This window comes from Stenotrophomonas sp. 109824_Sma, from assembly GCF_056480025.1.
The window spans coordinates 1,993,010-2,005,773 of record NZ_CM151078.1; the positions used below are offsets into that span (position 1 = coordinate 1,993,010).

The 12,764-nt window shown below is 64.0% G+C and carries 13 protein-coding genes; 5 read left to right on the plus strand and 8 right to left on the minus strand.

Annotated features, from left to right (window positions below; translation table 11 throughout):
* Positions 1 to 436: 436 nt before the first annotated feature.
* Entirely contained in the window at positions 437 to 1,360 is a 924-nt protein-coding gene (locus ACZK1G_RS09540; protein WP_101765327.1) for a LysR family transcriptional regulator, read from the minus strand.
* Between the two features lie 96 nt (positions 1,361 to 1,456).
* Between ACZK1G_RS09540 and ACZK1G_RS09545 the strand changes: the two genes are divergently transcribed.
* Positions 1,457 to 2,296 carry a type 1 glutamine amidotransferase domain-containing protein gene (locus ACZK1G_RS09545; protein WP_101765328.1) on the plus strand — a complete coding sequence of 280 codons (840 nt, stop codon included), beginning with the start codon at positions 1,457 to 1,459 and terminating at the stop codon, positions 2,294 to 2,296.
* Positions 2,297 to 2,394: 98 nt separating this feature from the next.
* On the opposite strand, the gene ACZK1G_RS09550 is transcribed toward ACZK1G_RS09545, so the two are convergent.
* Positions 2,395 to 2,970, minus strand: a complete 576-nt coding sequence (locus tag ACZK1G_RS09550) for a 5' nucleotidase, NT5C type (protein WP_101765329.1) — start codon at positions 2,968 to 2,970, stop codon at positions 2,395 to 2,397.
* Positions 2,971 to 3,732: 762 nt separating this feature from the next.
* Between ACZK1G_RS09550 and ACZK1G_RS09555 the strand changes: the two genes are divergently transcribed.
* Positions 3,733 to 4,467 (plus strand): hypothetical protein, encoded by a 735-nt coding sequence (locus ACZK1G_RS09555; RefSeq protein ID WP_049445776.1) that lies wholly within the window; start codon positions 3,733 to 3,735, stop codon positions 4,465 to 4,467.
* Between the two features lie 79 nt (positions 4,468 to 4,546).
* On the plus strand, positions 4,547 to 5,026 hold the full coding sequence (locus ACZK1G_RS09560) for a hypothetical protein (RefSeq protein WP_233490849.1): 480 nt from the start codon (positions 4,547 to 4,549) through the stop codon (positions 5,024 to 5,026).
* An 89-nt stretch (positions 5,027 to 5,115) separates the two neighbouring features.
* Here the strand turns inward: ACZK1G_RS09560 and ACZK1G_RS09565 are convergent, their stop codons facing one another.
* Together ACZK1G_RS09565 and ACZK1G_RS09570 are read right to left on the minus strand one after the other, a co-directional pair.
* On the minus strand, positions 5,116 to 8,322 hold the full coding sequence (locus tag ACZK1G_RS09565; RefSeq protein ID WP_080347525.1) for a zeta toxin family protein: 3,207 nt from the start codon (positions 8,320 to 8,322) through the stop codon (positions 5,116 to 5,118).
* A complete protein-coding gene (locus ACZK1G_RS09570) occupies positions 8,319 to 8,660 on the minus strand; it encodes a hypothetical protein (protein ID WP_143572903.1) in 342 nt (113 codons plus the stop codon). Before ACZK1G_RS09570 ends, ACZK1G_RS09565 begins: the two co-directional genes overlap by 4 nt.
* Positions 8,661 to 8,889: 229 nt before the next feature.
* Between ACZK1G_RS09570 and ACZK1G_RS09575 the strand changes: the two genes are divergently transcribed.
* Both ACZK1G_RS09575 and ACZK1G_RS09580 read left to right on the plus strand, forming a co-directional pair.
* Positions 8,890 to 9,369: a tetratricopeptide repeat protein gene (locus tag ACZK1G_RS09575; RefSeq protein ID WP_158297993.1), complete on the plus strand. Its 480-nt coding sequence runs from the start codon at positions 8,890 to 8,892 to the stop codon at positions 9,367 to 9,369.
* Positions 9,370 to 9,430: 61 nt separating this feature from the next.
* Complete coding sequence (locus ACZK1G_RS09580) at positions 9,431 to 10,213, plus strand: 3-hydroxybutyrate dehydrogenase (protein ID WP_101765331.1); 783 nt, start codon at positions 9,431 to 9,433, stop codon at positions 10,211 to 10,213.
* Here the strand turns inward: ACZK1G_RS09580 and ACZK1G_RS09585 are convergent.
* From ACZK1G_RS09585 to ACZK1G_RS09600, 4 genes are all read right to left on the minus strand, one after another.
* A complete protein-coding gene (locus ACZK1G_RS09585; protein WP_101765332.1) occupies positions 10,210 to 10,974 on the minus strand; it encodes a COG4705 family protein in 765 nt (254 codons plus the stop codon). The genes ACZK1G_RS09580 and ACZK1G_RS09585 overlap by 4 nt on opposite strands.
* Before the next feature lie 97 nt (positions 10,975 to 11,071).
* Positions 11,072 to 11,449 (minus strand): DUF4180 domain-containing protein, encoded by a 378-nt coding sequence (locus ACZK1G_RS09590; RefSeq protein WP_101765333.1) that lies wholly within the window; start codon positions 11,447 to 11,449, stop codon positions 11,072 to 11,074.
* The gene (locus ACZK1G_RS09595; RefSeq protein ID WP_049445790.1) at positions 11,442 to 12,308 is read right to left on the minus strand and encodes an alpha/beta fold hydrolase; all 867 of its coding nucleotides are present in this window, start codon (positions 12,306 to 12,308) and stop codon (positions 11,442 to 11,444) included. Before ACZK1G_RS09595 ends, ACZK1G_RS09590 begins: the two co-directional genes overlap by 8 nt.
* On the minus strand, positions 12,305 to 12,724 hold the full coding sequence (locus tag ACZK1G_RS09600; RefSeq protein WP_049445792.1) for a helix-turn-helix domain-containing protein: 420 nt from the start codon (positions 12,722 to 12,724) through the stop codon (positions 12,305 to 12,307). Before ACZK1G_RS09600 ends, ACZK1G_RS09595 begins: the two co-directional genes overlap by 4 nt.
* Between the last annotated feature and the right edge of the window lie 40 nt (positions 12,725 to 12,764).

Here is a 12,764-nt window from a genome sequence, read left to right on the forward strand (position 1 = left end):
ACGCACCGCCCGCCAGATAGGCCGACGGATTGCCCGCCGGCACCGGTTAAGGACGGTGCCGACGGGCAAGCGTAAACAACAGTCGTTGCTCATCGCGGGTTTGCAGACCCGGAGCCACCCGTTGTCGGTGGCACGTCATGGTGTTTACGCCGCCGCTTCGAATGCCAATAGAAATTCGCGAAGGAATCGCGGAATCCGAGAGCGAAGAACTATTGTTGCACGCACCATTCGTGCAGCACGCGACGCCAGCAGACGCATTCGCGCAGCTGCTTTGCTGATGGCGAATCAAAGTGGCGCAATCGCCCATGCCATAAGCGAATACCGCGACAGCTTGCTTTGCAACAGTTCTTAGTCCGCTTCGGCAGGTAGTGGCACCTGACCGACCGCACACCCCGAAAAGCGGTTCAAAGCCGACACCGTTAGCAAGCTCATAGCTTCAATCAACGGCATCGTCAGCATGCCCCGCATCCCCCACCAGCAACTCAATCATCGCCCGCGCCGCCGCCGACTGACGCCGATGCGGCGCATAGATGACCGAAAAGGGCCTCGACCGCCCGCGCAACTCCGGCAACACCTCGACCAGTTCCCCTCGCAGCAACCGCTCCCGCACGATGAACTCGTAGCTCTGGCAAATACCGATGCCCTGTTCGGCCAGCGACACCACGCCCAGCACATCGTCGGAAGTCTCGATGGACGAACGCGGCAGCCAGTCCACGTCGCGCTCGCCGTCGCGGAAGATCCACGGGGCAAGCCGCCCGGTGCGCGGCATCACGAAGGGCAGGCACAGGTGCTGCTGCAGGTCGTCCAGCGTCTGCGGCGTGCCACGGCGCTGCAGGTAGTCCGGCGAAGCCACCAACAGCAGTGGCGCATCTTCCAGCTTCCGCCCCACCAGCCCGCTGTCCGGCAGCTGGCCCAGGCGGATGGCCAGGTCGAAGCCTTCGGCCACCAGGTCCACGTTGCGGTTGGTGATGTTCAGTTCCACCTGCACCTGCGGGTACTGCTGCGCAAAGCGCGCCAGCACGGGCGGCAGCCGGTAGTGGCCATAGGTGGTGGGCACGCTCAGGCGCACGCGGCCGGCCAGCGCACCGTCCTGGGCCAGTACGTCGCGCTCGGCGTCGTCCAGTAGGCCGAAGGCGGTGCGCACCTGTTCCAGATAGAGCCGCCCAGCATCGGTCAGGCCCATGCGGCGGGTGGTCCGCTGCAGCAGCTGGCGGCCCAGCCTCGCTTCCAGGCGGGTGACCGCGCGGCTCAGCACCGAGGGCGTGGTGGACAGCGCCACCGCGCCGGCCGTGAAAGAGCCGTGCTCGACCACCGCCAGGAACACCTCCACATCGCCCAGGTAGTCGAACTTGCGGCTCATTTGGCTCTCCGGGGAACAGATGTTTTGCGATGGGGCCAATTTATCGCCGCTGGGGCGATGAATAAAGTGGCGGCCATTCCCCGATAGGAGCTCCCCATGAACCTGATGACCCGGCTGGCCGCAGCGCTGGCCCTGACCCTGGCCGCAACCGGCGCGCAGGCCGCCAACGTGCTGGTGGTGCTGTCCGACGAAAACCACTTGGACCTGAAGGACGGCAAGGTGCTGCCCACCGGCTTCTATCTCAACGAGCTGATGCAGCCGGTCAAGCTGCTGCTGGACGCGGGCCACGAGGTGACGTTCGCCACGCCGCAGGGGCGGGCGCCGACGGTGGATGCATCCTCGGTGACGGCGGCGTACTTCGGCAACGATGCCGCGCAGCTGAAGCTGCACAAGGAGCTGCTGGAGAAACTGGCGCTGACCTCGCCCACCGCCTCGCCGGTGGTCAGCCTGGCGCGCATCGAGCAGCAGGGCTACGCGCGGTTCGATGCGGTCTACATTCCCGGTGGCCACGCGCCGATGCAGGACCTGCTGAAGAGCCCGGCGCTGGGCCGGCTGCTGGCCGACTTCCACCAGCGCAACAAGACCACCGCGCTGGTCTGCCATGGGCCGATCGCGCTGCTGTCCACGCTGCCGGATGCGGCGGGTTTCGTGGCGAAGCTGGAAGCGGGTACGACGCCGGCTACGCCGAAGTGGATCTACCGCGGCTACCAGATGACGGTGATCAGCAACCAGGAAGAGGAGCAGGCCAAGCCGCTGCTGGGCGGCGGTGAGATGAAGTTCTACCCGCAGACCGCGTTGCAGCGGGCGGGTGCGAAGTTCACTAGCAACACCACGCCGTGGACGGGGCATGTGGTGGTGGACCGCGAGCTGATCACCGGGCAGAACCCGGCTTCGGCGCTGGAGGTGGGGCAGCGGTTGGTGGAGCGGTTGAAGTAAGGCGGGTTCTAGAAAGAAGGCTGTCAGCCTTGTGGGCCGAGGGGGGGCAGCTCCTCGGACTGACTATGGAAGTGCCAACGTGGTCGGCAGAGAGGGCGTCAACCCTTCGCGAGCGCTGCCCCTGACAGATCTTCAATCTCGGAAAGCGCGTGACGCGTTACGGCCCAATCGCCGGAGTGCCTGATCGCCACGCCTCCCGCCGCTGTCCAGGCATCACAGTTCGCTTCGAAATCATCGATCAGAACATCGCCCGGTTGGTGCATGAAGAGAGGCTTATGCCTTCCGCCAAGCACAGGCAACACCAGGCAGGTCGCTGACAGGTGTTCGCGAACCCACTGCCGCTTCTGCATGGCAGCGAGTGGATAGTTCGATTTCGGGCAGGCCGTGAGAATCACCGGGTTCAAGTGGTGGATGCTGTGGAAGAACTCCACTGCACCGTGCATCGGCGGAAGGTCGCGGAAGAATGACGGGTGGTTGTTGATGTGCCCCCACATTTCATCGTCGGCAAGCACGCGGTGGTCCAAGCCAAACAGAGCGGGGAATGCCGCGTCGAAGTCGGCCATTACGCCATCAAGATCTACGTAGATGGTGCGTCTGGATGCACTCGATCCATCTGTGCGCTGCTTCGCGAGTGGGTCCATCATCGGTATTGACTTCACATCATCAGCGTTCATTACAGCGTTCTCCTCTCAAGAGTGGGCTTTCTTCTTCATCGGTTCCCCAGTAGCGGGGCAAAGTGCTTGGTGATTGCGACAGACATGGCAGCAATTGCGATGCCGCTGGCGTCGGTCCAGGGCGAAAGGGTGATGGCCTGCAACCCCCGCCAACGCGGAACGCCAGAGTGCCTTTTGGGTCCATCAGGCGCTGCTGCAGCGGGACAGTGCGCCGCGCCGTAACCACACACTACGGACACTACCGGCCGGAATTGAAACCGAGATGGGCATCGCATCACGGCGACGCCGCCCGGCTGATGCCGTAATCGGCAAGCTTGAAATGCGGCATATATCGCGGCGCTTCTTCAAATGCCTGCCGAGTGGCTGCTCTGGCTCCTGGCCAAGACGCACGGCCCGCACTCACTGGCTCATTTCGCCAACCAAGGAGCAATCTGGCGCGCTGGTGATTGGATAATCCCCGAGTGCTACGGATAGGCCGAACGGGGATATACCTGTTGCGCTCGGTCCGGACTCAATCCAAGGACGCCACAGAAGATGGATGCTCAGGCAGACTCAATATAGCACGCCGACCCGCGCGATCATCATGCCGGAGCGCGTGTGTGCTGTACATGCCCTTGGTTGCGGCTGATCAGCGCGAGCGGCCTGAAGCCGCTCGATCTCCAGTCGTTCGATTGGGCATGGCGGGGCTGCCGTGGCACCATGGCGGACTGGCCTCGTCCTTCCGGGCGGGGCCGTTTTCCCAGGGAAGCCCTCGAACACGACATGCGAACGTCCATCCACTTCATTCTCTCCGCCCTGTGCCTTGGCTTGCTGTCCGGCTGTGCCAGTGGCCCGGAGGAGCACGCCTCAAGCCGCGAAATCACCGGCGCATTCGTGGCCGACGACGGCCAGCTGTACCTGCTGCCGCGCTTTGAGGAGCCCATGCGCTTCAATGCCGCGCCGTTCCGTGAGTACCGGGCGCTGATGGACAGCCCGCTGCGCGAGGCAGTGGCCTGCGCGCAGATGTACTTCCATGAGGACTGGCGCGACCCGGCCAACAAGGCCAAGGTGCACGGCAGCTATGCGCTGCTGCTGCGGCCGGAGCAGGTGACGCCGGAACAGGCCGCGCAGTTCAAGCTGGAGCGGATTGAAGTGCTCCCGCGCGAGGCGAAGTATGTGGATGAGCGTGCGCGCTACTACCTGCCGCAGGACCGGAGCCGCTACGCGTTGGCGTTTGACCGTGCCTGCAATCTTTCAAAGAAGGGCGGCAGCTATTACAGCGCGCTGTTCGAGGGCGACGGCGAGCGGGTGAGGTTGCCGGATGCTGCTGCGCTGGCGGAGAAGGGGAAGCTGGCGCAACCGATCAGTGCGCGGGCGCAGCGGATCCTGCCGGAGAGGGAGGACAAGCCGGGTGTGGGGACGGCGGCTGGGAAGGTGCTGGGCGCGGCTCTGGTGCCGGTGGCGGTTCCGGTGTTTGTGTTGAGCCTGCCGTTTTTGGGGCCGGATCATTGGAAGTGATGGGGCGTTGAGGGACAGCCATCCACGCGTGGCGTGGATCTACTTGGGCATCGCCTGAAAGTTCATCCTGGAGATCTGTGTGCCCAGCACGCTGGAAACTGTTTTGAAGACCGTAGGCTTCATTGTCCTCGCGGCACTTCCGTTGGTGATCCTCTGGTTCACCCTTCGGCGAATGTCAGCGACCGCGCGTTCTGCATTGGGATCAGCGCTGCGTTTGAATCCACCTCGCCGGATTTCCGGTAGGTCCATGACCCTGGTGATGGTGGATGGAAAAGAGGATCGCGAGCACTACTTCTTTGATGCGGAGTCCTTCTACCTGCGGCGTGGTCCGGTGCCTACGGCCGTTCCGCTCTCGCAGATCACCTCGGTCACACGCACCTCTGACAGGATCTACGGGCGCTATGTCTGGCAGGTGTGCTTCAGCAAAGCGTCGGGCAGAAAGTGCGTGACGTTCACCAACAACCTGACGCTGTTCAACCGCGACTTTCTGCTCTTTCTGGAGGCGCTGCGGAAGGCCAATCCGCTCGCGACCGTTGAGCGAGCGAGTCTGTTCTTCTGATTGTGCGGCGATATCAGCGGCGCTGATTGGCAAACAGAGGGGCCAGGAGGGCGGGTTGTTGTGAATGATTTCGGCAGTGTTTCACCCTATCAGCCCATGCTGGCGGCGCGGATCTGGATATCCTGCTGCACGCGCTGGTCTTCCAGCTGCTGCTCAAGCTGGTTGGCGATGGCGCGCTGCTGCGCTTCGCGGCTGACGGCGTCGTACTGCTGCATTGATTCTTCGACTGAGGTCTGCGCGGCCAGCTCGGTCGGCATTGCGGCGCGCTGGTGTGCGGGATCGCTGGGCTCGCCCTGGACCACAAACAGCGTATGACCGGCGGGCTTGTCTGCTGTGGCGTTACTCAGCAGCACGTGGTCGACGCGGTCCAAGTCGTTGTCCTTGGCCAGCACCAGCAGGCTGGCGGTCATGCGCTCGCTGGCTTCGTCGAAGGTGCGACCGTGCTTTGCATCCAGCGTCGCCACGCCTTCGCGTACCTGTTGGTAGAGGGCGTGATCGGGATGCTCAGGCTGGGTGGGTAGCAGGGGCGCGGGCGGTGCTTCGGGTTCTCGCTGGGCCGTTGCGCTCGGGGGCGGTGCTACCGGTGCTTCCACGGGTGGCGACGTGTAAGGAGGCTCGTGCTCCGAGACCTTGGGCGCGGCGTCTGTTGCCAGCTCGGGTGCAGCGGGCTCGGCTGCTGCGGGGTTGGCTGGAACGTCTGACTCCGAATGGATCGGCGCGGGCGTTGCTTCCAATTCGTGGAGGCGAGCAGTAACCGGCGCGGCGTCAGCTACTTCGGTCTGGATCGACGAGACCGAGGAGTGGGTGTGAGTCGCAACGGCCTCCTGCTTGGGATCGGGGTGCTCGACATCCGGCGGAGGTAATGTACTCACTTCCGGCTGGGCGGGAGATCGCTCAGCGGAGGGAGTGCCGGGTGATGGCACAGGTACAGCCGGCATCGGGGGCGCGGGAGGATTTGCCTCGGTATGCGCTTGCCGCTCGCTTGACTCTTTCGATGCCGGCGGCGTTGCGACTGCGGTCGGCTCCGGTCGTGGTGCTTCACGGCGAGCAGGTTCCTGTACGGCTTCCGTACGATCCGATGGCATTGGAGCTGCAGGCGTAGAGGTGCGGTGTTCCTGCGCTAGAGGCGGCGCGCTGGGTGGCGGTGCAGTATGCCCATCAGTGTGCGCATTGATCACCGCTTGCGGGGTCAGGCGCTCTTCGGCGTGCTCGCCGCGAACCTCAGCCACGGAAGCGGCGGCCATCTGCTGCGCCTGCGGTGCAGCGACACCCAGTCGATTGGCTTCCTGCATGGCCTGGTCGTGGGCATCGCGCTCGTTGGCGGTCAATGCCTCGATACTACGTTCGTGGGCGCCGGGTACGGGCGCCTCCATCTGTTGGATGGCGTGAATCTGCGGATAGGTTCGGTTCAACTCGTCGCGGATGTTGCCCTCGGCCAGCGAGTCGTAGATCCAGCCGTCATGCAGCCACTCACCATCGCCTTGGCGCTGATAGGTGCGCCCGTCGGAGGCGAGTACGTGATCGGGATGCTCGCGGGCCCACATCACTTCATCCGGAATCGGTCCGTACTGGGACCACCCTTGTGCGGAGTAGGCCTCCTCAAACTGCTTGGCAAAGGCCGCCGAGCTGCGGGCGGCGTTGAAGGCCATGATGCCCTGTGCGGCTTCATCAAGCTGGGCGGCCTTGGTGGCATCGGCCACTTCTACTGTGGTGTTCTTGATGCCGTGCTCGAGGACCTGATGGACGACCTCGCGCCGCCATTCGCCGTTCTCCGGGTTGCGCTCCCAGGAACGCGGAAGGGAGCTGGGTGTATCGCTGGCGTCGCCTGCAATGCTGAAGGGATTGATCGGTTGATCCGGCTCGGACAGCCGCAGCCCGACAGCCCGGCTTGACGCCTGGTAGTTCAGTTGCTGGGTCAGTTCGGCATCGGCCGTGAGCAACGTGGTTGCGCCGTATATCGGGCGATCCGCAAGGGTGCCGACGGTGCCTATGATTTCCCGCTCGCTGTGCGTCCAGCCCTTTTCAGGATGCGCCGGGTCAAACGTCCAGATTCTGCCGGTGCTGTCGGCTTGGTTATTGATCTGGTATTTCTCGATCCAGTCGACGATCTCACTGCTACCCCACGCGCCCAACCCGCCACCGATGATGCCGGTGACAATAGCGCCGGGGCCGGACTCGATGCCCAGCAGCGTACCAACCTTGGCGCCCACCACCGCGCCGGTCCAACCGCCGACGCTGCGTGCCCCGAAGTCCAACAGCGCGGCTTCCGCGCCCGTCCGGTTGTCGCGCGCGTACAGGTCGGCAATCCTTGTTCCTTCCGTGGCGGCTTCAAGGACCGTCGCTGCGGCGCCACCGATGACGGCACCCCGCACCATGTTTGGACGCACGCGGATGGTGTGGTCGATGCCGCGTGCTTCCTGGATGTTGGGCGTTATGCCTTCAACAACCTTGAGCGTTGCGCGCTCATCGAGAACGGCTGCCGCTGTTGGTGGGCTGACCTTTGTGTTGTGGGGCAGGGTATCCCCAAGCTCGGCGTGCCAGCGGCCTTGTGCGCGCCAGCCATCGCGCAATGATTGGGTGATTCGAGGGTCTTTCAGTCGAGCTTCGCGTTCGGCTTCCAGCGCTGCGCCCGGTAGGCGGGTATCGCTATGGCTGTCATAAACCTGAGCGCCTTCGCGACTGTAGAGTCGAATCTGGATGCCGGTCTCGGCCTGGACTTTGTCCAGATTTCCGGGCAAGGCTTCGTAAACGTGTTTGCGCACGTCTTCGGGGACGTAGCGGCCGAAGCCTTCGTCGTCCAGCTTGTCAGTAAACCTTCGGTCGACACCAAGCTCGCTTTCCAACCGATGTGCGACAACTCCCCGAATCTCCACTTCGTAGCCCTTGGCCTGGAGATTCTTGATCAGATTAACTGCGGCGTCGCCATTTCCTAGTGTCGTATCGAGGATGAGATTCCTGTGGCCCTCGACTGCCAGGGATCGCAGCTCTTTGGCCCATTGGCTGGCATCGCTGTGAGTATGCCCTGACCAGGTGTATGGGTGCTGCTGGACAAGCTGCGGAGCGTCACGGTGCATCTCCCGCAGCGCGTCGGGATCGATGGGAATGGCATCACCAGCAAGCTCTCGAATCGCAGCACCGGCAACCCCGCTCTTACCTGCGCCTGGCTGTCCAGCGAGTACAATTGCCTTGGGGTGCTCCTGAGGAGTGGTACTGTCCAGACCACTATGGGGAAGCACCTTGTCCGCAAACACCTGCGCATGCGCCTGGGGCGCGAGGCTCCAATCGGCTGAACTCAACGCTCTAGCTCCTGAAAATAGGAATACATCGACTCATCTCCTATCCATTGGCTTTGTAGGCGCGCCCTAAGCATTAACCGTTCTTTTTCAAGTGCATTGGCAATATCCTGGGGATTCCCAGCCGCTTCGGCAGCGGCAAGCTCACTCCGTGCCTCCATGATGAACGTTCCGAGCCTGCCTTCCAATGCAGAGATCGCGTCGTCGAACGGCATTAAAGGAATCTGTCGTGATCGTTCGGCTGATCGATTCAGTACTTCCTGCAGTCGTTCGATATGTTCCGGATAGTCCTTGAGCATTTCCCGGAGTTTGGCTGGAACGGGCGGAGAGGAAAGGGTCAAGATTGTCACCTTTTGGGCAGATCCACGTAGATTCGAGAATATCCCCACATGCCTTGGTGGGTCCAATGCTATTTGCGACAACGTATAGGCAAATGGGTTGTGTCGATTTGGCCCACGAGTCAGATCATTGGGTCGCCATTCCTCGTGGGCTGGAGGAATGCACGGCATTGCGCATGCATAATCCCAATGGGGCGAATGGATGCCCGCAAACAGGAAGGAAGCCTGCGCCATGACGAACATGCCCACCCAGCTCACGACTGACTTCGATGCGGTGCTCGACCGTGGTGACATTGCGGCGGCGCGGCGGCTGCTCGCTCCGCCTCTTGCGCGTGGCTGTGCCGAAGCGTTGTTCCTTTCTTCTTCGATACCTGCTGGCAAGGACGACGCACACGCCGAGGCGGACAGCTTGGCGACCCTCAAGCGAGCCGCAGAGAAGGGTTACATCCCGGCCATCTACTCGATGGGGCTGTGCCTGCTGATGGGTGACGGCGTTGAGCAGGACGTCACGCGGGCGGCCGCGCATTTTGAGCGGGCATCGGAGGCCGGCTATCCGTCGGCCATGTACGAGTTTGGCCTGGCGCTGTTCCATGGCAAGGGTGTGGCCAGGGACGTACCACGTGCGGTGTACCTGATCCGCGCTTCGGCGCAGGGTGGGAATGAGTACGCCAGGGAGTTCCTGTTGGCGTATTCATTGGGCGTGGACGCGTAGAACGTGGGTGCGGGGGCCGGTGACGTTACACTGGCTGCCTACGCCCGATGGAAGCTTGCCCATGTTCAGTGGAAAGGTTGCGGTGGTCACCGGCTCCACCAGCGGTATCGGTCTTGGCATCGCCACGGCGCTGGCGCGGCAGGGCGCCGACATTGTGCTGAATGGCTTCGGCGATGCGGCGGAGATCGAACGTATCCGTACCAAACTGGAAACCGAGTTCGGCGTACGGGTGGCGCATGATGGCGCAGACCTGTCCCGTGGTGAGGCGGTGCGGAACATGATCGCCCACGCTGTTACGACGATGGGGCGCATCGACATCCTGGTGAACAACGCGGGTATCCAGCACACCGCATCGATCGACGAGTTTCCCGTAGAGAAGTGGGATGCGATCCTGGCGCTGAATCTCTCGGCGGTGTTCCATGCAACGGCGGCGACCTTGCCCCATATGAAGCAGCAGGGCGCCGGTCGCATCATCAACATCGCATCCGTGCACGGGCTGGTCGGCTCGGTGAACAAGTCGGCCTATGTGGCGGCCAAGCACGGCGTGGTGGGGTTCACCAAGGTGACCGCGCTGGAGAACGCGGGCACCGGCATCACCGCCAATGCGATCTGCCCGGGTTGGGTGCGTACCGCGCTGGTCGAGCAGCAGATCACTGCGTTGGCCGAGCGCGAGGGTACGGATCAAGAGACCGCCGCGCGCGCGTTGCTGGCCGAGAAACAGCCCTCGCTGCAGTTCGTGACGCCCGAGCAACTGGGCGAGATGGTGGTGTTCCTGGCCTCGGATGCTGCGGCCCAGATCACCGGCGCGGCGCTGCCGGTGGATGGGGGCTGGACGGCCCGCTAATTGGCGGGTTGCGCGCGCCGCTGCAGCATCGGCAGCGCGACCAGCGTGGCGAGAATGGTGAACAGCACCAGCGACGAGCCCACCGTGCCGAAGCCGAGGCCGCCCTTTTCCAGCGGCTTGGTGAGCAGGTCGCCGAAGGTGGCACCGAACGGGCGGGTGAGCACGAAGGCGATCCAGAACAGGATGACCCGGTTGATGCCTTTGATGCGGGTGGCCAGCGCGGTGAGCGCGATGAGGCTGCCGATCAGTAGCGCGCCGCCGGTGAAGCCCAGCCCGGAATCGTCAGCGAGGAAATCGCCCAAGGCGGTGCCGAGCGTGTTGGAGAACAGCACGGCGGTCCAGTAGAAGCCTTCGGCGCGGCGCGATGCGATGTTGCTGACCGAGATCGACTTTTCAGACAGGCGCCAGGCCAGCAGCACCAGCGCCAGGCAGCCGGCGAGCAGGCTGGCGCCAGTGGCGTAGCCCAGCCCCAGCGTGCGGTCGATCAGGTCGGACATCGTCGTGCCGGCGGTGCTGGTGGCCAGCACTACCGACCAGAACAGCACCGGATGGAAGCGCCGCGCGGACAATTGCACGGCCAGCAGGACGGCGAACATCGCCAGCAGGATGGCCGAGCTGGCCACGTAGCCCAGGTTGAGCGTCATCGACAGCAGGTCGCCCGCGGTCTCGCCGAGGGTGGTGGCGGCGATCTTCATCACCCAGAAGCCGAGGGTAACCGCCGCCACTTTGCTGTGCAGGGAATCTGCGTCTGAAGCACTCATCGAACGTCGCCTGGGGAGCCCGCGGGTGATGCTGTGGCGGGCGGCGTCGGAGTGCAGTCGGAACCAGGTTTGGCGAGGGTGAGCGTGGGGGCGGCGTTCAGCCGGCGCAGGCGGGGGCCGAAAGGCGCGCCAGCAGGGCGCCCCAGTCGGCCACGAAGCAGCCGTCGCGGCCGCGGTTGCATTCGGTGATCCACGCGTCCAGCGATTCGCTCTGTGCGCGGTAGCCGCTGACATCGCCCAGGACGGCGAAGTGCAGGCGGTAGTTCACCAGCATCTGCAGCCACTGACCGGCCATGCCGGAGCGCAGTTCGAAGAAGTCCGGCGATAGGCGCTGCACCGGCACGGCAATCCACTCGGCCTGGTGCCCGAGGGCGTCGCCGACCAGATCACGCAGGCCGTTGCCGTCCAGTGCGGGGCCCTGCGTCTCGGTGCGCAGGATACGGGTGGTGCCGATGTACTCAATGGAATCATTCATGCTGGAGGCTCTGCAGTCGACGCAGCCGGGCGAGGATGTCTTCGCGCAGGCCGGGGATGTAGTGGTAGGCGTCTGCCAGCAGGGTGACGTCCGCCGTCGGGACGAGCCGTTTCATGCGTTCGGCGGCGGCAGGGGTGTCGATGAGGGCATCACGCGCGCCCATGACAAGGGCTGCCGGTGGATGCAACGTAGCCAAGCGCTCGTCGCTGATGCGGGGAATGCGCAGCGGACGTGGCCGGACCTCGGCACGGATCAATGCCAGCAGGTCGAGCAGCGGCTGCGCACGTGCAGGTGCATGCAGTGGCGCGGGGCCCATGACCGCACGGCGCAGGCGCTCGCGCCCCCATCGGCCAAGCAGCAACAATGGGAGCGCCTTGAGCAGGAATGCACGCTGGCGCCCGATACCCGAGGGGCTGACCAGGACCAGTGCGTTGACCCGGGCAGGCCTTCGCAACGCGTAATCCATTGCCAGGAAACCGCCGAACGACAGGCCCACGAATGCAGCGCTTTGCACGCCGAGTGCGTCGAGGACATCATCCAGCCATTGCGCATGCGCATCGCTGTCCAGCGCTGGTTGCGTGCCTTCGCTGAGACCTGGTTCGCCAATGATGTCGACGGCATGCACGCGGTAGTACTCGCTCCAACGTGCGGCATCGAACATCCAGCTGGCGGCATTGCTGAGGGTGCCATGCAGCAGCACCAGGGCAGGGCCGTGTTCGGAGCCGCAGCTGACCACAAATGTCGAACCGGCGCGGGTGGCGAGATGGTGCGATTCGTGTGGTACCGGCCAGTCCGAAAGCACCTGGCGGTAGGCGGCAAGTACGCGCTGCGTGGGAATGCCGGGGCGCTGCCGCTTCATGCGCTGTGGTCCTGCAGCAGACGCTGCAGGCTGACCAGCAGCGCCGTGGAACCTGCCAGGCCACCGATCACGATCAGCTTGAGCACATCGTGCTCAGGCGAATAGATCGTCTCCATGCGCAGCGGCTCATCGTCGGCCTCGCGGCCGGTGACGCGCGCATGCAGGGCACGGACCAAGTCGGCGGCACGTGCCGCACCGCATCCGGGAATATCCACTACCGTGGTCAGCTGTGGGCGCGCAGCGGAGGGCTCACGCACGGTGCCGGTGAACACGTCGAGGTCTTCAGCGGTGATGCGATAGGACTTACCGATGCGGGTCGCGCGCAGTTGGCCGCTACGGATATGCCGCAGGACGGTTTTGGGGTGCAGGCTGAGCTGCTGGGCAGCCTGTTCGACAGTTAGCAACGCGGGGGACATATCGGAACTCGAGAACCATGTGCTCCCTATTGTTCCATGA